Below are 19,008 nucleotides of genomic sequence, written 5' to 3'. Positions count from 1 at the left end.
CGATGCCAGCGTGCCAGGAAATGCACTGCGGGCACTGGTATTGAAATCTGTAAGCTGTGGGTAATGAAGGTATAATGATCGGCTAAAAAGTCAGCTCGCTAATCTCAGGTTCGCTACACGGCTGGCTTTTAAGAAGCGCTCCTCCTGGTCGAACCCAGTATAGAATAGTTTGGCGTTACCCTTTTGCCCCCACCTGGGCCTGCTGCGTGTGCATCACCCGCTCGTGTAGGTCGCGGACCGTGCGCCGGGCTGACTCAAAGGCTCCTGCCATCCAAGCCGTCAGGTAAGTGGTATGCTCGCCGGCAAAGTAGATGGGTCCGTCAGGCTGCAACAGCGTCGGGTAATAGCGGCTACGCTGTTCCGAGGAGTATGTAGCAAAGGCCCCCTGGCTATACTGTATCTTGTGCCAGGCCAGCGAAAACGAACTCTCAAACTCCTGCCTATACTGCGGGTGCAGCTTGCCGCCCTGCTCCAACGCCAGCTTTTCGCGCCCGGCATGTGACAGGTTGCCTACCTTAATGGCCTTATCACCAAAATTGTAGTAGCCTACCAACGTGCCTTTCCTGGAAAGGAAGCCGTTGGAGGGGTAAAAGATCTGGTGAATGTCCATGTTGGTGCGGGAGATGCCGCCGTATATATGGTCGTCCTCTTCCCAGAAACGCCGCTTAAACTGCAGGCCAATCTTTCCGGCCTCATAGTAGGTGATGTTGTCAATGGCCCGCAGCACAGCGGAGGAAAAGTCGGAACTGATGCCAGAGAGCACAGGCAACGGAATCGTGCAGATGCAGTAGTCACCTTGAATCTCTTTGGTTTTGCCGGTGGCGTCCGCATACACAATACGGGTGCCCGTCGTGGTTTTCCGAATCTCCCGCACCTCTGCCTTGTACTGCACCTGCTTGACGACCTGCCGCTCCAGGGCTTTTGCTATCATATCCATACCCCCTACCGGCTGCAGCATGGTCATTTGCTGCTCGTAAATGTAATCGCCGATGTTGTAGAAGGAGTGACCGATAAGGCCGGATTTCATGATGTCGAAAAGTTCGTAGGGATCGGCCAGCTTGCCGGGTGCATCCCCGGCGCCGGGCGGTAGCACATAACCACGGCGGGGAGTGCCTTTGTAAAGTTTGTCGGGGTTCAGTTCGCCTTCTGCCCGTAAGTACTCAATCAGTATCTCCTTGTCTTCCAGCGTCATGGGCCGGTCCAGCGCATCCTGGTCGATTGCTTTAGCCAGCAACTCACTGGTGTGCCCCCTCATGTCGTTGTGTATCTCCCGGATTCGGACGCGTTTGTTTGCCAGTGGCCCCTCTCCATCGCTGTACAGAAACCCGGCCTCGTTGATGTTGTTATAGGTTTCGAGCGGTACGCCCAGTTCCCGGCAGTAGTGCAGCGAGAGCTCGTGGTGGTGCGGAATCCGGGCCGCTCCGGCATTAAAATACTGGCCCTCATCGAAGCGCGCCCGCTGGGTGGTGCCCCCTAACTCAGTTTCGGTGGTATTGTTGCGCACCGTCCATACACGGCCACCGGCCCTGTCGCGCGCTTCCAGAATGGTGCATTTGTAGCCCAGCTTGTTCAACTCGTAGGCGGCTGTCATACCTGCAAGGCCCGCCCCGAGTATGATGACGTGCTTGCCGTCGCCCTTCCCGGAAAGGTTAAATGCTTCGGCAGGTGCCGCTTTCAAGAGGCCCAGCGCAATCATGGCCGGATAGCTTGACCCGGCCAATACGGATGCCTTTGAAATAAAATCCCGACGCGATATACTTGCCATAGACTAAAGGTTTAGGGTTCATGATGCTATATTATTTGTGAAGTTGTGCAGGAAGAACAGTAAGTGATTAACAAATCACCACCAAAATGATCTTATATTTGAAATATAATCAAAAAATATCGCTTATTAAAACATAATTTTAAATATTTAACAAAATAAAATATAAAATCACTAAAAACGCTTACCCTGCCATAGCAAAGTGGCTAATGTCGCTGCCAACACCTACCTTAGGCCATAGCATACATCCAGACCAGTCTTGTTTTTGCAAGCTAATACCCTTGAGAGCGTTATCCTTTGATGGGCTTTGGGTGCGGGCGAACCTGAAGATTTTGCAAGGGTAAATTCGTACCACAGGTCCAGTTAATGCGTCACAGACGCGAAGCTGTTGCAAAACACAGGTTTAAGAACTTACTTTAGACAAGAGCCCTATTTATTCGCGCACATGTAACCTTGCCCTTACAATACAACCCCTGCCACCGTAAGACCGTTTTTGATTCTTCACGCATTGTGCAGAGGACACCATACCCAGCTAACCCCCTAACCAACATTCAAACGATGCAACTGTCCCCCGAATTCAAGAAAGCGATCAGCAGCCTGCCGGATACAGAAAAGGACAAACTCCTTTTCCGGTTACTGAAAAAGGACGATGCCCTCTGCCAACGGCTACAGTATGAATTGGTAGAGCAAGGTGATACGTTGCAGGAACGACGCGAGCAACTGATGGCCGCTATCAACACGCAGGCGGAATTTGACCCATACTCGCCCGGATACCTGATGATGGACATGCGCGTCCTGAATGCTGAGATTACACGCCATGTAAAATACACAAAGGACAAGGAAGGGGAAATACAACTGACTCTGCTCCTGCTGCGTCGTTTCCTGCAAGCCCACCATGCGTTTATCGTGGCGCATCTTTACCGCGCCCAAACGCTGCAGGATTACCTGATCAAGCGCATGCAGTTTGTGCTGCAGAAGCTAAGCAATGTACATGAGGATTTTTACATTGAGTATGCAGAGGACGTTAATTACATTTTGCAGCAGCTACACGAACGCATCGCACCACCCCAGGCAGCCAAGGCAAAGCTACCGAAGCACTGGCCAGTCTAAGGCATCATTCAGCCAGTTCCATTCTCCTGCATACATTCATTTTACCTGATTGGGCTGGGCCGGCATGTTGTGTTTATACCTGCCGTAAGTGGCTCCGTTGAACTTTCCGCATAGCAGGATGTTATACTAGCCGGTGACAACCCGAAAAAGGGTTGTGAATATATTTTCACCTGCCCATTAGGCATTTAACAAAATATTACACTAAATTTGTAATTCTAATACCAATTGACTTAACCGTCAGTCAAATTTATAAAGAAGAGGCGAGAGAATAGGCTCCGTGACCCTCTGGCAACCACCCGACCGGGAAGGTGCCAAATCCTATCCTGCTGCGGCAGGAACATATAAATTGAATAAGACAATGCAAACAACAATCAACACCACCTCCTTTGTTTTACACGGCCCTACTGCCGAGTCAATGCCTGCTTTCACCAAAGCCAATTGTTGTTGTTGCTGTTTTATGCAGTGCTAACAAGCCGATCTGAGATTTCAGTTAACGCGCTTAAGCACTCCGCCCTACCCTGCGGCTCTCCCTCATTTTTCATAAGCTGATTTTTTTGAGTAAATTGCGCATCATTAATTTGCGTAGTTCTCAACAAACTAAAACAATCCTTATTAAAACACGCGGCATTCGGGAGCCTTTCTTGTTTTTTTTGTAAGATAATCTCTATAGAATTTATAGTAAATACATGAGCCAAACAGTAGCTTTAGAAACCCAGGTGCCGGCTTTGCTTGCCCAGTTAGAAGGCAAGAGCATTGTAGAGAGCCTTACCTTGCTAGCTGCCGAGTTTGAGGGCCAGATTGCCTTCTCCTCTAGCCTGGGCATCGAGGACCAACTCATCACCCATTTTATTTTTGAGCACAACCTCCCGGTCCGGGTTTTCTCGCTGGACACAGGGCGCCTATTCAACGAGACGTATAACCTGCTGCACAAAACCAACGAGCACTACGGCAAGAAGATTGAGGTTTTCTTCCCGCGCCACGAGGCGGTTGAGCAACTGGTATCAGAGAAAGGCACGCTCAGCTTTTACAACTCCGTCGAGAACCGCAAAGAGTGCTGCTACATCCGGAAGGTAGAACCCCTGAAGCGGGCTTTGCAGGGCGTAAAGCTTTGGATCACGGGCATCCGGGCAGAGCAGTCTGATGCCCGCCAGGACCTGAAGCTGCTGGAGTATGATCCGGGCTTCCAGATGATTAAATACAACCCGCTCCTCGACTGGACTTTTGAAGGTGTGCGCGAAGCGGTAAAGGAACTGCACATCCCTTATAACCCCTTGCACGACAAAGGCTTTGTGAGCATCGGCTGCGCGCCCTGCACACGCGCTGTGGCCCCGGGCGAGGACTTCCGGGCTGGCCGCTGGTGGTGGGAAAGCAACAGCAAGAAAGAGTGCGGCTTGCACGCACGATAATTATGAATTACGAATTCCGAGTTACGAATCAGGAGTTGAAGCATGTTCACTCTTTAACCTTCTAACTCTCTAACTTATAAAGATGACAAAGAGATATCTAGATTACCTCGACCAGTTGGAGGCAGAAGCCATCCACATCATGCGCGAGGTAGCTGGCCAGTTTCAGAAACCGGCACTCCTTTTTTCAGGCGGAAAAGACTCGATTACCCTGGTGCGCCTGGCCGAGAAGGCATTCCGCCCTGGCAAGTTCCCATTCCCGCTCGTGCACATCGATACGGGGCACAACTTTCCGGAGGCAATCAGTTACCGTGACCAGTTGGCTGAGAAATTGGGTGAAAAACTGGTGGTGCGCCACGTGGAGGACACCATCAAAAAGCAGAACCTCTCGGAGCCAACCGGCCGCTATGCCAGCCGTAACGGCCTGCAAACCTATACCCTGCTCGAAACGATCGAGGAGTTTGGCTTTGACTGCTGCATTGGTGGCGCACGCCGTGACGAGGAGAAAGCCCGTGCCAAGGAGCGCATCTTCTCGGTGCGTGACGAGTTTGGCCAGTGGGACCCCAAACGCCAGCGCCCGGAACTGTGGAACATCTATAACGGCCGCATCTCTTTGGGCGAGAACGTACGCGCCTTCCCGATCAGTAACTGGACGGAGCTGGATGTATGGAACTACATCAAGCGCGAAGAAATAGAGTTGCCCAACATCTACTTCACGCACGAGCGCGAGTGCCTGGTGCGCGACGGAAAGCTAATGGCTACCTCCAGTTTCATTCACCGCGACCCGGAAGAGGAGATTGTCACCCGTCAGGTACGTTTCCGCACCGTGGGCGACATGACCTGTACTGCTGCCGTAGAGTCGGTGGCTTACGACATCGACAGTGTGATCGCTGAGATCGTGGAATCAAAGATAAGTGAGCGCGGCGCTACCCGCATTGATGATAAACTATCGGAAACCGCTATGGAAGACCGTAAAAAAGGAGGATACTTTTAAGATGGATATATTAAGATTTATTACTGCAGGTAGCGTAGATGATGGAAAGAGCACGCTGATAGGCCGTTTGCTGTACGACACCAAGCAGATTTACATCGACCAGCTCGAGGCAATCGAGAGCTCGGGCCGCGTGAACGAGGACGGGCAGGTGGACCTGTCGCTGCTGACGGATGGCCTGAAGGCCGAGCGCGAGCAGGGCATCACGATTGACGTAGCGTACAAGTACTTCAACACGCCGAAGCGCAAGTTCATCATCGCGGACGCGCCGGGCCATATCCAGTATACCCGCAACATGGTGACAGGTGCCTCCAACTCCAACCTGGCCATCATTCTGGTGGATGCCCGCCACGGGGTGCAGGAGCAGACGCGCCGCCACTCCATCATCTCCTCGCTGCTGGGCATCCCGCACCTGGTGATCTGCATCAATAAAATGGACCTGGTGGGCTTTGATGAGGAAGTATACAACCGCATTGTAGAGGATTATAAGCAGTTCTCGAAGAAGCTGACGTCTAAGGACATCACGTTTATACCGGTGAGCGCCCTGAAAGGCGACAACATCGTGGACCGTTCCGGCTCGATGGACTGGTACCAGGGCCCGAGCCTGCTGGAGCACCTGGAGCAGGTGCCCGTGTCGCAGGACTTTAACCTGGAGGATTCCCGCTTCCCGGTACAGTACGTTATCCGGCCTCATACCCACGAGCACCACGACTACCGTGGCTATGCGGGCAAAGTGATCAGCGGCATCTACCGCAAAGGCGACAAAGTGGTGGTATTGCCTTCAGGCCAGACCTCTACGGTGAAATCTGTTGAACTGGGGGGCAAGGAGATCGAGGAAGCTTTTGCGCCGCAATCGGTGGTACTGCAGCTCGAGGACGACGTGGACATCAGCCGTGGCGACGTGATTGTGAAGCAGGAAGAAGACCTGGATGTAACCAAAGAGTTTGAGGCGCTGGTATGCTGGATGAACAGCAAGGCCCTGAAGCCGGGCGCTAAACTGTTGCTCCGCCATAACTCCACCGAAACCCGTGCCGTGATCCGTGAGATACAGTACAAAGTAGATGTAAACTCGCTCGACAAAATAGAAGATGTAGACCAGGTGCAGCTAAACGACATCTGCCGTGTGCAGGTGCGTGTGGCAACTCCGCTGCTGGTGGACCCTTACCTAAAGAACCGGGCCAACGGCGGCTTCATCCTCATCGACGAGACTTCCTTCACCACGGTGGGCGCCGGTATGGTAGCCACTGTGTCGCATGAGAGTGAGCTGAACTACATGATTTAAGCATTAGGGCATACCCACCCTGCACCGGTTACCATACCGCGTGCAGGGCCATGCATACAAAAGGCCGCTGCAGGTATACCCCGCAGCGGCCTTTTTGCCTTTGGCTTAATTTTATTTAGCCAGCCACTACGTCAAAACTGTTCGTAATGGTGGTGGTTTTATACAGGATAGCCGCCACAGAACAATACTTGTCCATCGACAGGTTAATGGCTTTGCCTACTTTTTCCTTTTCCAGAGGTCCGCGAAACTCAAAGTGCACATGTATGGACTTGAAAAGCGAAGGCACTGCTCCAGCCTCCCGCTCTGCCGTCACCTTAATGCTATAGGCATCTATCTGCTGGCGCTGCTTCTTTAAGATCTGGATGATGTCGATGGCACTGCAGCCACCCAAGCCCATTAACAGCAACTCCATCGGGCGGGCACCGGCATTATGTCCCCCAATCTCGGGAGAGCCGTCGATGTGTACCTCTACTCCAGAGGCACCTACCCCCGTGAAATGAAAATCCTGGTCTACGCGTGTTAAATTAACTTCCATATCTATTTTTACTGCTTCTGTTTAAAGTGCTCCGTTTTGCTTTTTAAATGCTACTCGGCTATAAAATTTGTCATTTCGAACAGCGTGAGAAATCTGGATTGAAATACTTTGTCTGAAATACTACAGATTTCTCCCGATGGTCGAAATGACATTAGAGGCATAGCGCTATACCTTCGCCAGTGCTTGCTCAATATCGCCGATAATGTCCTCGATTCCCTCCAGACCAACCGAAGCCCGGATCAGGCCATCGGTGATGCCCGTAGCCGCTTTTTCCTCCGCAGACAGTTTGGAGTGCGTGGTAGAGGCCGGATGCGTGGCAATGGTGCGGGTATCTCCCAGGTTGGCGCTGATCGTGGCCATTTGTAGGTTATCCATAAAGCGCTTGGCCGCATCATACCCCCCCTTTACCTCAAAGGTAACAATACCACCGCCTTGGCGCATTTGCTTTTTGGCTAATTCATACTGCTTAAAGGAAGGCAGGAACGGATAGTTTACTACTTCCAGCTTTGGGTTTTGCTCCAGCGTCTCCGCCAGCTTCAGGGCATTGGCGCAGTGCTTGTCGATGCGGAGCGAGAGGGTTTCCAGACTCTTGGAAAGCACCCAGGCGTTGAACGGCGACATGGCCGGGCCGGTATGGCGCGAGAAAAAGCGTACTTCCTTGATCAGATCCGCCCTGCCCACGATCAGGCCACCCAGCACACGCCCTTGGCCATCGGTGTACTTCGTGGCGGAGTGCACCACCAGGTCAGCACCGAAATCGATGGGATTTTGCAGAATTGGCGTGGCAAAGCAGTTGTCCACCACCAGCAGCAGGTTGTGCTTGCGCTTCAGCTCGCCCAGCCACTCCAGGTCGATGAGTTCGAGGCCGGGGTTAGATGGCGTTTCCACCAATATCATTTTCGTCTGCGGCGTGATCAGGCTCTCCCACTCCTCGGGGCTGCTGGCATCGGCATATGAATGGGTGATGCCCCAACGCGGCAGGATGCTGGTAAGCAGCTGGTGCGTGGAGCCAAAAACAGCGCGGCCCGCCAGGATATGGTCACCGGACTTCAGCAATGAGGCCATGCTGGTAAACACCGCCGACATACCGGTGGCAAAGGCAAAGCCATCCTCCGCATTCTCCAGGTAACACATTTTCTCCACCAGTTCATCTACATTCGGGTTAGAGAAACGGGAATAGATACTGCCAGCTTCTTCGTCGGCAAACACGGCGCGGGCCTGCTCGGCATTCTCGAAAGTGAAGCTGGAGGTAAGGTATAATGGTACCGAGTGCTCCCGGTTATGGCTGCGTTTCGCCTGCAGCCGTATGGCGTTGGTTTCTTTTTCGGACATAGTAAACGTGTGATCGCAGGTAATTATAAATGCTTCGGCACAAGCAGCCGCCTGTGCCACAATCATCCCACAAGTTAACAAAATAACCTGAGGGTAAAGCAGCAAAAGGGTGCCTTCCCTCAGGTTATCAACGGGTATTCGGTATGTGCGCTTTATACGAAAGCCATATAAATCAGGCGCAGGCTGACAATGATCACCACGATCCCGACAATGATCATCATAGTTTTAACAGGCAGTTTGCGCGCCAGGAAAGCTCCCAGAGGAGCAGAGATTGTCCCTCCCAGTATCAGCCCGATAATGATCTGCCAATGCGAGATACCTGCCAGCGAAATGAAGGCCGCCGAACTGGCAAAGGAAACAAAGAACTCTGCCAGGTTCACCGAGCCAATCGTATACATCGGGTGGCGCCCTTTGGCAATCAGCGTGGACGACACGATGGGTCCCCAACCGCCGCCGCCAATCGCATCCAGAAAGCCGCCCATGGCACCCAGCATCCCTAGCCGCTTTACCGGGCTTTTCTTCACATGCTTCTTCAGTACTTTCCGGATGATGAGAATACCAAGGAAGAGGGTATAGAATGCCACAACCGGCTTGATCAGGTAAACATAATCCTCCAGGGTGAACAGCAGGTAGGCCCCGGCAATGGCTCCCAACACGCCCGGCACCACAATGGTTTTAAACAGCTTGCTGTTTACGTTCCCGAACTTCAGATGCATCCAGCCGGATACGCCGGACGTAAAAATCTCGGAGGCGTGCACGCTGGCACTTGCCGCCAGCGGCGTTACTCCGAAGCTGAGCAGAAACGTGGTGGCGCTCACGCCATAGGCCATCCCCAGGGCTCCGTCAATGAGCTGCGCGACAAAGCCCGCCAGTATAAAGATCAGGATCTCGGAGTCTACCTGTGAGGCTACATCCAGCGCCAGGTTGCCGATTGTGGCAAAGGGAATATAGCTGAAAAGAATGTGGCCTGTTACCATCAACGAGAGGGCCGCGAAGCCCAGCATCAGCACATACTTCAGGCTGTATTTCGACTGCTTTTGCACGGCCACATTCGCCGGGGTCGGTTCCACCAGCACCTCCGTTGCCTCGTTCAGGCGCTTTACCTTGTAGGCAAAATCGCCGGTAAGCTGCGCCCGGAGGCGCGTCATCTTGTCCAGCACCTGCTCCATTTCGTCGGGCAACGACTCGTTGAGCACCTGCTTGAGGCGCTTGGCGATGGTGGGGGATTTACCGTTTGTGGAAATGGCCAGTTTCAGGCTCCCCTTCTGCACAATAGAACCCAGGTAAAAATCACATTGCAGCGGCGTGTCCGCCACATTCGTCAGTATTTTTCTTGATTTGGCCAGGTCACGGATCGTCACGTTCAGCACATGGTCGTCGGTAGCCACCAGCACCAGGTCACGGTCGTCTAGGTCGCTTTCCTCAAACTCCCGCTCCACTAGCTTCACGAACGTGTGTTTTTTAGCAAGATCCACCAGCTCGGGCAGTATCTGGGGGGCAACCAGCAGCACCTGCGCCTGCGGACTGTTGGCTAGTATGGCCGAGAGCTTTTCTAGCCCTACGGCCCCTCCCCCTACAACCAGTGTCTGCAACTGCTCCAGCTTCAGGAAAACCGGAAACAGGGGATTGATAACTGGCTGCGCAGCGGATGACGGCGAGTTTAAAGTTGTGCTCTGGAGACTACTCATGCTTTGGATTTTATACGCTATCCGTTGGCTAGGCTTGCGCCAGCTCCTCTACCTTGTTCAGGCGCAGGCTGTAGCGCAGTGAAGGATGGTATGCTACTACCTCCCCGATCATGATGATGGCTGGGGCACGAACCCCTTTGGTTTCGGCACGCTCCAGGATGTTGTGCACATTGCCCAGCACGATTTTCTCGTCCGGCAATGAGCCGTTCTGTATCACTGCCACAGGTGTTTCTGCTTTACCGGCGGCCATGAACACCTCCACAATCTGATGCAGTTTGCCAAGTCCCATCAAAATGATGACACTGGCACCGGACTGCGCCGCCAACGGAATGTCGCGGGAGATCTCCCCGGACCTGGTAGTGCCCGTGATCACCCAAAAGCTTTCACTCACGCCACGGATCGTCAGCGGGATCTGCTGCAGCTCCGGTACGGCGATGGCGCTGGAGATGCCTGGCACCACCTGTGTGCTGATGCCAAACTTATCGGCGTATGCCAGCTCCTCATACCCACGCCCGAACACAAAAGGGTCGCCGCCTTTGAGGCGGACCACATGGCCATAGGTTTGGGCAGAGGTTACGATCAGCTCGTTGATTTCGTCCTGCGTCAGGCTATGCGCGCCGCTGCGCTTGCCCACGAATAATTTGGGGGTATCCGCAGCGGCATGCTCCAGCAACTCCGGGTTCACGAGCGCATCGTACAAGATCACATCAGCCTGCTGCAGGGCCTTAATGGCTTTCAGTGTGATCAGTTCCACATCCCCCGGTCCAGCGCCAACAAGCGTCAACCGAGGCTGCTTCTCTACTATCTCTCCCTTCACAGTAGACTTTGTTGTTTTGTTTCGTGCTGCCATCTCTCTCAGTTTTTAATGTATGAATAACCGGAAGCCGGTATTCAGAATATGTGACGTATACCTGGAAGTATGCACCCGTCCTTATTTCGACTGGGTGTATACCCCCTGCGGTCTTCACAATTATTTTATCGCTTCCACAGAAGGCTTTTCACGCTGCTGCTGACGGTAGGTAGTAGCTTGTTGCAGGAACAACAGCGCCTTTTCCAAGTACGCTTCGGCAAACTCCTTGGTAGGCTCCTGCTCATTCAGTTGCAGCACCTCCGCCTTAAAATCAGGCTCGAAGTTAAAGATGCCCGTAGCTACATAATGCGTATCAAAGTCCTGGATAATGCCGGCCTGCGTGTTGCATTTCACATCTTTGTCCAGCAACAGGGCCTTGGCTGTGCTTACATAGGCACTATAGCCATAGTATACAGCATCGGCATAGCGGTTTGCCTCCAGTGCCTCTCCGGCCCACTCCAGCTTCTCGTCCGCCTCATACAAAAGCGTGGCGACCAGGTCTATCATCACACCGGCACACTCCCCTACACCAATTGCCGTCTCAAACTGGTCCTGGTGCCCCCAGTCAATATAATCATCAGGCGTCAGGTTGGTCAGGTCGGCCAGCGGCTTCAGCAACTGGTAAAAATGGTCTTTGCCATTTCTGTCGAAGTACTGGTTGAAGTGCTCTCCCTCCTGCTTGTTCGCCTGGAAGTCGTTGATGACGTAGCGCACCACCTCCGGACCGCGCTTGCTAGGCACCTTTAGTACTTTCTGTGCAATGCGGCCTTCGCCGTTCGACACCGTGCCACCTCCCAGCAACACCTGCAAGGCTGGCACCACGCTCTTGCCGCTCTTCAGCGAGGAACCATGAAAGCCGAGGTTGGCCATTCCGTGCTGTCCGCAAGAGTTCATACACCCACTGATCTTAATCTTGATATCTCGGTTGAACAGCAGCTCCGGATACTCTGTAACGATTACGTTTTCCAATACCTTGGCAGTCGTCATGCTGTTTGAGATACCCAGGTTACAAGTATCCGTGCCAGGGCAAGTCGTGATATCGGCTACGCTGTTGTAGCCCGGCTCTGCCAGTCCCAGCTCGTCCAGGGTTGCGAACACGTATGGCAATGCCTCTTCGCGCACGTACTTCATCAACAGGTTTTGTCCCTGGGTCACGCGCAGGTCGTCTGCGGAAAAGTCGCGCACCAGCGGTGCCAGCGCTCTGGCTGTGTCTGAGCTAATGTCACCGATCTGCACCTTGATGTACACACCGTAGAAGCCCTGCTGCTTCTGCTGGAACACGTTGGTCTTCAGCCAGGTATTGTACTTGTCGGTGTCTTCGATGACGTAATCCGGCACTTCCTTCGCTGCCGGTATAACAGGCGCTTCCAGCACTGTTTTGTCTATCTCAAATGACTTTGACTTTAACGCTGTGTGCTCCTCGGCTACCAGGCGCATCACTTCCTCAAAGCCAAGCTTCGCGATGAGGTATTTAAAGCGTGCCTTGTTACGGTTGTTGCGCTCGCCATGGCGGTCGAAAATGCGCAGCACTCCCTCAATGAAAGGGATTACCTGATTTTCGGGCAAAAACTCGTAGGCAGTATGCGCAAGGGCTGGCTGCGCACCCAAGCCGCCGCCAATCATCACTTTGAAGCCGCGCACAGTTTCACCGTTCTCTTCCTTTACCTTAGGTATAAATCCTAGGTCATGCATGTAGGACAAGGCTGTATCGGATTCGCTTGACGAGAACGACATCTTGAACTTGCGCCCCATGTCCTGGCAAATCGGGTTGCGCAAGAAGTAGCGGAAAGTAGCATCGGCGTACGGCGACACATCAAACGGCTCATCCGGGTCTATACCCGCCTCCGGCGATGCCGTTACGTTACGCACGGTATTTCCACAGGCTTCACGCAGCGTAATATCGTCCTGCTCTAATTTTGCCCACAACTCCGGGGTGCGGTCCAGGCTTACGTAATGGATTTGTATGTCCTGGCGCGTGGTCAGGTGCAGGTTTCCGGTTGAGTACTCATCCGAGATGGCGGCAATACGCAGCAACTGCTGTGTCGTTAATCTGCCAAATGGCAACTTGATGCGCACCATCTGCACGCCTAATTGGCGCTGGCCATATACGCCACGGGCCAGGCGCAGGCTCTTAAATTTATCTTCCTGTAATTTTCCCTCGCGGTAAAGCCGGATTTTCTTTTCCAGTTCAATTATATCTCTTTCGACGATAGGGTTCTCAAGTTCGGTTCTGAAGCTATGCATACAATTTTGTTTATGGGCAAGCTGTTTAAAGCCTGTGTATTGTGTGTTTTCTAGGATGAACAAGTAACGGACCGTATGGCAGCAGGCTGCTCCGGCATAGAGTAGGGCGCTAGCAACAGACAAGCGTCGGTGCCGTTTGAAGGCGATACCTAACTACTACGCGCCAAAAAAAGGCGGCCAAGGCCAGGGTATGTTGCTGCTGAAGGTGGTAAGCTAGTATAGCCATGAGTTATTGCTTTACAGTATGCAATTGCACCATACGCTGTGTCATATTGCTTCTGCCTGAATTAAAATAAGGATAAAGGAAACCGGTGAGGTGGCTTAACTAATGGATTTGCGCTAAAACGCTACCGGCAAACAGATGAGTGCACTTAACAGCAACAACAGCAACCTCGGAATAAAGGTGCCTTGGCAACGAGGTGGTGGGGTAAAATCCCGGTAAAACTAGCTATGCCTGATGGTTTGGTCATGGTTCTAATAATTTATATTTCCCCAACGTTGGGCAGGATTTGGCACCTTTCCGTTCGGATGGTTGCCAGAGGGTTACAGAGCCTGTTCTCTCGCCTCTTCGTCTATAAATTTCTTGCAGCAGCAATAGTATTCTTTGCAAAAGTAGCAAACAGATTCAATATTCTCTAATAAATTAATAGGAATTTTCAACTTCTATTACTTCCCTTTAGCATCCAACCGCTTCACTTTATAATAAACACCATACAAGAGAGTGATACCAGGGATATAAAATGCTGCTCTGTCTGAAAAGTATTAAGGTGCATATGCCGCTTACTATGCAGCCGCTCAAAATAGGTTATAACCCGGCAGCGGAAAATCCGGCTTACAGATCGTAGGCCGGATTTTCCGCTGCCGGGTGTTTGAAGTCATTTACAGTTTTTCTATGGCTTCGCCTATAGGCGTGTCTCCGGTCAGTACTTCAAATGTTTTATTTTTGGCGCGATCCGTCTCCAGTACTTTTACCAGCACCTCAGCCACATCTGCCCTGGGGATTTTAGTATTGCCGGAACTCTCGAAATGCGAGGCGGTCTTCACTTTGCCTGTAGGGGCATCATTCCCTAAGTGTCCTGGGCGCACAATGGTATAGGCAAGGCCACTTTCCAGAAGGTGTTCGTCGGCTTTGCCCTTCGCGATCAGGTATTCTTTCAGTTCGCCTTGGGGGTTATCCGCGCCGTAAGAGCTAAGCATCACAAACCGGTTAACACCTGCGGCCTTGGCGGCATCCACCATCTTCTCAGCACCTTTCTGGTCAACTCCTATCACGTTTTTGCCTTTCGACCCTGCTGCAAATATTACGGCATCCATTCCTTTAGCGGTATCAGACACATCTTTCTCTAAATCTGCGACGACCACCTGGTCTGCGCCAATCTTCTTCATTTCATCTGCCTGCCCGGCTTCTCGAACCATTGCATAAGCTTCATGCTCCTCTGATCGGGCTAAGATCTCAATAATTTGTTTTCCGGTAGTGCCATGGGCACCCGCAACTAATATTTTCATGTCGTATTTTCGTTTAAGTATTTAATAAAAGCCTGCGTATCACTTATGATTTGAAAAAATCATGTTCAGGCCTCTACTTCACAGTCTTGATCCCTGGCTGTTCTAAAAGCAACGGCTCATGCAGGAAGATGTTTAGGTATAGCAATCAATTACCTGTGCTTGGCACGGCTTACCAAGGGGCTTTTCTCTAATTTATTGGGTACCGAACCTGGATTTGTGCTCATGCATCAGTAAAAGAGGCAACCAAAAAGGCCTCCTCTGTACAGAGGAGGCCTTTTTGGTTGAAGTGGAAAATTTCAAAGCTCAGCCGCCAGAGCAGGCAAGCCGGGAGGCACTAGTATAAAATCTACATGATCATTATTGAACTACCTGGCTTTCCAATTCCAGAAAAAGCTTCTTTGTTTTTACATGAACAGAAAACCACGAATAGTTCGTTTTCAGCATTTCGAAGTTTGCTCCTTCCACAATGCCATTCATACCTTTTCTGGAGAGTGCGTCTGCCAGAATGTTGTCTTCTATCACGAAAGAATCAATCACCAAACCTCCATTCACAAAAGAACAGGCTAGTCCTTGTTGCTCAGGCTTGTACAATAGGGTTTTACTTTTGTTTAATCCGCTCTCGATTCTTTCTAACTCCTTCATAGTGAATTTTTGGTTTTTTACAGTGATATCAAGTTGACAACTGATGTGCAAATATAGTTCAAGTATTTAGCAAATTACTTCTATAGCAGCACGTTAATAAGTAAAAGGCACTATTTTAAGGGTAAATATAAATTATATGTCACAACACGTAATTTACAGTGATTGCTGAGTGAAATTTATCAGGGTTCCTTGTTAAAGATCATGACATATATCTATTTATATATTAAGCTTTTTTTGTATCTACTGCTGGATCATTTGCAGGGTTTCGTTAGTGATGAAATATTTTTCTTAAAATGCTCTTTTCCTCTATTTGCGCCATTTTTTAATTCACGATTAGCCTAAGAGAGTACTTAGCCAGTTGGAGCAAGTGAAATCGCTACTGCAGCCTCAGGATCAGTTATACATTTTATGAGTGCAATTATCTCTTCTGTAAACAGGTCAATTCCGGCGCGTGCAAATACTAAAAATATAAAGCCTTTGTGAAGCAAGGTACCCGACTACTTAGTTCGCAATGGCGAATCAAAAAGGGGATAGCCCCAGAACATTTCCTATGACCAAGGTTTATATATATTCATCATTATTTTTACCTTTACCTGTGGGCCTATTGCCTAAATGAGCCATAAGGGATGCAACACACTGCACCTTGCCATGGCATGTTTTTGCTGCGGCCTTGTTTATAGGTGTTTAAACTTCTTAATAGCCCTTCGCACAGCGAAGCTTTGGTAGCAGTACCAAAAATAGTGTAGCAGACTGATTTTGATTATCTTTAAACTATACCCTAATTGTGATTGTGTACCAGGCAGACATTTCCGAAACCAGCGCTTTTCTGACCAGCGTTTTACAGCGCAGCACCACCCCGCAAGGCTTCACGTGGCTCCGGCAAAAGATGGAGCAGGTTAGCGGCAGCGATGCAAAGGCCAAAGACCTCTACCTTGCTTTCAGCGCCGCACCCCGCTTTGTCGGGAAGGAGAAACTTCAGCTGACCGATGCCGAGGTAGCGCAGGCCAACAGCTTACGGGCTGGTTTTAACCCCCGCCGCTGGACGGCAGACCAAGCCGCACGCACGCTGCTGCTGCTTTCGCTGCCAACCCAGGATGCCGACGCTTTTGTGAAGCAAATAGAAACACTTTTTGGCACCGCCGACATGGGCGAGCAAGTGGCTTTGTACGGCAGCCTTCCTTTATTGCCATACCCCGAGCGCTTCGTGAAACGGGCCGCTGAGGGCGTGCGCACCAACATGGGCGACGTGTATGAGGCAGTGGCGCTGGATAACCCCTACCCTACCGATTACATGGAAGAGGACCAATGGAACCAGATGGTGCTGAAAACCCTGTTTGTGGGAAAGCCGCTCTACCGCATCTATGGCATCGAGGAGCGCAGCAACCAGCATCTGACCCACATGCTCACCGACTACGCCCACGAGCGCTGGGCAGCCGGTCGGCCGGTGTCGCCGGAACTGTGGCGCCCGGTGGGCCCTTTTATCGACGAGCACATTTTGCCAGATATCCAAAAGCTATTCTCTCAGCCGGATGAAACCGAGCGCGAGGCTGCTGCCCTGGCCTGCACCATGAGCACCTACCAGCCGGCGCAGGAACTGTTGGCAGCGCACCCCGACCTGAAGCAGAAAGCAGTAAGCGGAGAGATCAGCTGGGAAATGATCGGTAGCAAAGCCATCTCCTAAACAACAAACGAAATCACATACCTTACATCACTGAAAATAAGACTCTATGAATACGCAAAACCTGATGCTGATCGACCCGCACATTCACATGACCTCGCGCACCACCGACGATTACGAGCGCATGCGGAAAGCCGGGATCGTGGCCATCATTGAGCCTGCTTTCTGGCTGGGCCAGCCCCGCACCGAGGTCGGCTCTTTCAAGGACTATTACAGCAGCCTGGTGGGTTGGGAGCGTTTCCGGGCCAGCCAGTTCGGCATCAAGCACTACTGCACCATCGGCCTGAACTCGAAAGAGGCAAACAACGAGGCGTTGGCCGAGCAGGTCATGGAGCTTTTGCCCCTGTTTATATATAAGGAAGGCGTGGTTGGCGTTGGCGAGATCGGGTATGACGACCAGACCGCAGCCGAGGACAAGTACTACCGCCTGCAACTGGAGCTGGCCAAGGAAACCAACATGCCCGTGCAGATCCATACCCCCCACCGCGACAAGAAATCCGGTACCCTCCGTAGTATGGAAGTGAGCCTGGAGCATGGCATCGCGCCGGATATGGTGATTGTGGACCACAACAACGAGGAAACCGTGAAGGACGTGCTGGACCGCGGCTTCTGGACGGCCTTCACCATTTACCCGCACTCCAAGATGGGTAACGAGCGCATGGTGGAGATCGTGAAGCAGTATGGCTCGGAGCGCATCATCGTGAACAGCGCCGCAGACTGGGGTATCAGCGACCCGCTTTCTGTACCGAAAACAGCCTCCCTCATGCTGGAGCGCGGCATTCCGCTGGAGGACGTGCGCAAGGTGTGCTACCAGAATGCCCTGGATGCCTTCGGTAAGAGCGGCCAGATGCACGAGTCCGACTGGCTCGACAACAAGGCGATAGACCAGCGCGAGAAGTTCTCTGACAATTCCATCCTGCGCGGTGGCCAGACCCCTGTGGTCGGCGACCTGGATGCGGATGAAGGCGAGATGGGCTCAAACATCGTACGTTAATGACCCGATTCGGAGCTTACCTGCGCTTGATGCGCCCTGCCAATATCATTACCGCCATTGCCGACATCCTGATGGGTTTTGCCGCCTCCGGGATGCTGCTGGCTACACCCTTCTGGGAAAACGGCCTGCGTGCCGAAACACTGCAGCCGCTGGGCTGGCTGGTGCTGGCCACCATTGGCCTGTATGGCGGCGGCGTGGTGTTCAACGATGTGTTCGACGCTGACCTAGACCGCGTGGAGCGCCCCGAGCGGCCCATCCCAAGCGGGAAGGCGACAGTAACAGGGGCGGCCACGCTGGGGATAAGCCTGCTGCTGTTGGGCGTGCTGGCGGCCTGGCAGGTATCAGGCATCAGCGCTCTGATTGCACTGGCGGTTGCCGGGTTGGCCGTGCTGTACGACTGGAAAGGCAAGCATCATAATTTCCTGGGCCCGATCAACATGGGCTCGTGCCGTGGCGGCAATCTGCTGCTGGGTATGAGTGCCGTTCCGGCTGCCATAGAGCAACTCTGGTTCATGGCCCTCATCCCCATTGTCTACATCGCCGCCATCACGATGGTGAGCCGGGGCGAGGTGCACGGCGGCAACATGGCGGCCCTGCGCGGTGCCGTGCTGATGTATGCGCTGGTGTTTGGCGGCATCATCAGCCTGGCTTTTTTGCCGCAGTTTAACCTGTTGTATAGCCTGCCTTTTTTGCTGCTGTTCGCCTACCTCATCTTTCCGCCGCTGTTTAAAGCCATGCCCACTAAAGAGCCCCGGCTCATCATCAAGGCGGTGAAGGCGGGCATTTTAGCGCTGATTGTGATGAACGCCAGTATGGCCGCCGGGTTCGCGGGCTGGCAGTATGGCCTGGTGGTGCTGTTGCTGCTACCGGTTTCGATTTACATTGCCCGCAAATTTGCTGTTACCTGAGAATTGTTGCACCTTTTGCGCTGTTACCCTTACAGGCTGCTTCGGTTAACGCGTCAGCCTATACCCTTATAAAAGCATTACTT

At 52.3% G+C, this 19,008-nt stretch carries 15 protein-coding genes and 2 riboswitches; of the genes, 7 read left to right on the top strand and 8 right to left on the bottom strand.

All coding sequences use genetic code 11. The features are described 5' to 3' along the window. Positions 1 to 175: 175 nt before the first annotated feature. Positions 176 to 1,765 (bottom strand): flavin monoamine oxidase family protein, encoded by a 1,590-nt coding sequence (locus tag ACXYMU_RS06240; RefSeq protein WP_458985501.1) that lies wholly within the window; start codon positions 1,763 to 1,765, stop codon positions 176 to 178. A gap of 555 nt (positions 1,766 to 2,320) precedes the next feature. On the opposite strand from ACXYMU_RS06240, the gene ACXYMU_RS06235 reads away from it, so the two are divergent. The 4 genes from ACXYMU_RS06235 (at position 2,321) to ACXYMU_RS06220 (ending at position 6,548) form a co-directional block, all read left to right on the top strand. Further along, positions 2,321 to 2,872, top strand: a complete 552-nt coding sequence (locus ACXYMU_RS06235) for a hypothetical protein (protein WP_458985500.1) — start codon at positions 2,321 to 2,323, stop codon at positions 2,870 to 2,872. Positions 2,873 to 3,116: 244 nt separating this feature from the next. Next, a riboswitch (SAM riboswitch) is annotated at positions 3,117 to 3,220 on the top strand. A 338-nt stretch (positions 3,221 to 3,558) separates the two neighbouring features. Further along, entirely contained in the window at positions 3,559 to 4,278 is a 720-nt protein-coding gene (locus tag ACXYMU_RS06230; RefSeq protein ID WP_458985499.1) for a phosphoadenylyl-sulfate reductase, read from the top strand. Positions 4,279 to 4,360: 82 nt separating this feature from the next. Continuing rightward, complete coding sequence (gene cysD, locus ACXYMU_RS06225) at positions 4,361 to 5,269, top strand: sulfate adenylyltransferase subunit CysD (RefSeq protein ID WP_458985498.1); 909 nt, start codon at positions 4,361 to 4,363, stop codon at positions 5,267 to 5,269. Between the two features lies 1 nt (position 5,270). Continuing rightward, positions 5,271 to 6,548 carry a sulfate adenylyltransferase subunit 1 gene (locus tag ACXYMU_RS06220; protein WP_458985497.1) on the top strand — a complete coding sequence of 426 codons (1,278 nt, stop codon included), beginning with the start codon at positions 5,271 to 5,273 and terminating at the stop codon, positions 6,546 to 6,548. Positions 6,549 to 6,663: 115 nt separating this feature from the next. Here ACXYMU_RS06220 and ACXYMU_RS06215 read toward each other — a convergent pair whose 3' ends face one another. From ACXYMU_RS06215 to ACXYMU_RS06185, 7 genes are all read right to left on the bottom strand, one after another. Next, a complete protein-coding gene (locus ACXYMU_RS06215) occupies positions 6,664 to 7,083 on the bottom strand; it encodes an OsmC family protein (RefSeq protein WP_458985496.1) in 420 nt (139 codons plus the stop codon). A 165-nt stretch (positions 7,084 to 7,248) separates the two neighbouring features. After that, positions 7,249 to 8,415 carry a trans-sulfuration enzyme family protein gene (locus ACXYMU_RS06210; protein ID WP_458985495.1) on the bottom strand — a complete coding sequence of 389 codons (1,167 nt, stop codon included), beginning with the start codon at positions 8,413 to 8,415 and terminating at the stop codon, positions 7,249 to 7,251. A 152-nt stretch (positions 8,416 to 8,567) separates the two neighbouring features. Continuing rightward, positions 8,568 to 10,103 carry a TSUP family transporter gene (locus ACXYMU_RS06205; protein ID WP_458985494.1) on the bottom strand — a complete coding sequence of 512 codons (1,536 nt, stop codon included), beginning with the start codon at positions 10,101 to 10,103 and terminating at the stop codon, positions 8,568 to 8,570. Positions 10,104 to 10,131: 28 nt separating this feature from the next. Beyond that, entirely contained in the window at positions 10,132 to 10,953 is an 822-nt protein-coding gene (gene cobA / locus ACXYMU_RS06200) for a uroporphyrinogen-III C-methyltransferase (RefSeq protein WP_458985493.1), read from the bottom strand. A 120-nt stretch (positions 10,954 to 11,073) separates the two neighbouring features. Beyond that, a complete protein-coding gene (locus tag ACXYMU_RS06195; RefSeq protein ID WP_458985492.1) occupies positions 11,074 to 13,197 on the bottom strand; it encodes a nitrite reductase in 2,124 nt (707 codons plus the stop codon). Positions 13,198 to 13,676: 479 nt separating this feature from the next. Next, positions 13,677 to 13,778: riboswitch (SAM riboswitch) on the bottom strand. Between the two features lie 298 nt (positions 13,779 to 14,076). Beyond that, positions 14,077 to 14,703: an SDR family oxidoreductase gene (locus tag ACXYMU_RS06190; RefSeq protein WP_458985491.1), complete on the bottom strand. Its 627-nt coding sequence runs from the start codon at positions 14,701 to 14,703 to the stop codon at positions 14,077 to 14,079. A gap of 357 nt (positions 14,704 to 15,060) precedes the next feature. Further along, positions 15,061 to 15,345, bottom strand: coding sequence for a hypothetical protein (locus tag ACXYMU_RS06185; RefSeq protein ID WP_458985490.1), 285 nt, complete (start codon positions 15,343 to 15,345; stop codon positions 15,061 to 15,063). Between the two features lie 784 nt (positions 15,346 to 16,129). Here ACXYMU_RS06185 and ACXYMU_RS06180 point away from each other — a divergent pair. Genes ACXYMU_RS06180 through eboC form a run of 3 tightly spaced genes read left to right on the top strand, consistent with a single transcriptional unit; the run spans position 16,130 to position 18,925 of the window. Beyond that, positions 16,130 to 17,026 (top strand): EboA domain-containing protein, encoded by an 897-nt coding sequence (locus tag ACXYMU_RS06180; protein WP_458985489.1) that lies wholly within the window; start codon positions 16,130 to 16,132, stop codon positions 17,024 to 17,026. A 46-nt stretch (positions 17,027 to 17,072) separates the two neighbouring features. After that, positions 17,073 to 18,017, top strand: coding sequence for a TatD family hydrolase (locus ACXYMU_RS06175; protein ID WP_458985488.1), 945 nt, complete (start codon positions 17,073 to 17,075; stop codon positions 18,015 to 18,017). Continuing rightward, positions 18,017 to 18,925, top strand: a complete 909-nt coding sequence (eboC, locus tag ACXYMU_RS06170; protein WP_458985487.1) for a UbiA-like protein EboC — start codon at positions 18,017 to 18,019, stop codon at positions 18,923 to 18,925. Before ACXYMU_RS06175 ends, eboC begins: the two co-directional genes overlap by 1 nt. Positions 18,926 to 19,008 lie beyond the last annotated feature (83 nt).

It is taken from the genome of Pontibacter sp. CAU 1760 (genome assembly GCF_054482735.1).
The sequence above is the reverse complement of the archived record's forward strand: the minus strand, read 5'-3'. Positions and strand labels throughout refer to the sequence as shown.

What these genes read in the sequence shown, in the direction of transcription:
- ACXYMU_RS06175 (WP_458985488.1), top strand. Translation starts at nt 17,073, where the DNA reads ATGAATACGCAAAACCTGATGCTGATCGACCCGCACATTCACATGACC.
- ACXYMU_RS06240 (WP_458985501.1), bottom strand. Translation starts at nt 1,765, where the DNA reads ATGGCAAGTATATCGCGTCGGGATTTTATTTCAAAGGCATCCGTATTG.
- ACXYMU_RS06220 (WP_458985497.1), top strand. Translation starts at nt 5,271, where the DNA reads ATGGATATATTAAGATTTATTACTGCAGGTAGCGTAGATGATGGAAAG.
- ACXYMU_RS06215 (WP_458985496.1), bottom strand. Translation starts at nt 7,083, where the DNA reads ATGGAAGTTAATTTAACACGCGTAGACCAGGATTTTCATTTCACGGGG.
- ACXYMU_RS06235 (WP_458985500.1), top strand. Translation starts at nt 2,321, where the DNA reads ATGCAACTGTCCCCCGAATTCAAGAAAGCGATCAGCAGCCTGCCGGAT.
- ACXYMU_RS06230 (WP_458985499.1), top strand. Translation starts at nt 3,559, where the DNA reads ATGAGCCAAACAGTAGCTTTAGAAACCCAGGTGCCGGCTTTGCTTGCC.
- ACXYMU_RS06210 (WP_458985495.1), bottom strand. Translation starts at nt 8,415, where the DNA reads ATGTCCGAAAAAGAAACCAACGCCATACGGCTGCAGGCGAAACGCAGC.
- ACXYMU_RS06205 (WP_458985494.1), bottom strand. Translation starts at nt 10,103, where the DNA reads ATGAGTAGTCTCCAGAGCACAACTTTAAACTCGCCGTCATCCGCTGCG.
- eboC (WP_458985487.1), top strand. Translation starts at nt 18,017, where the DNA reads ATGACCCGATTCGGAGCTTACCTGCGCTTGATGCGCCCTGCCAATATC.
- ACXYMU_RS06195 (WP_458985492.1), bottom strand. Translation starts at nt 13,197, where the DNA reads ATGCATAGCTTCAGAACCGAACTTGAGAACCCTATCGTCGAAAGAGAT.
- ACXYMU_RS06190 (WP_458985491.1), bottom strand. Translation starts at nt 14,703, where the DNA reads ATGAAAATATTAGTTGCGGGTGCCCATGGCACTACCGGAAAACAAATT.
- cobA (WP_458985493.1), bottom strand. Translation starts at nt 10,953, where the DNA reads ATGGCAGCACGAAACAAAACAACAAAGTCTACTGTGAAGGGAGAGATA.
- cysD (WP_458985498.1), top strand. Translation starts at nt 4,361, where the DNA reads ATGACAAAGAGATATCTAGATTACCTCGACCAGTTGGAGGCAGAAGCC.
- ACXYMU_RS06185 (WP_458985490.1), bottom strand. Translation starts at nt 15,345, where the DNA reads ATGAAGGAGTTAGAAAGAATCGAGAGCGGATTAAACAAAAGTAAAACC.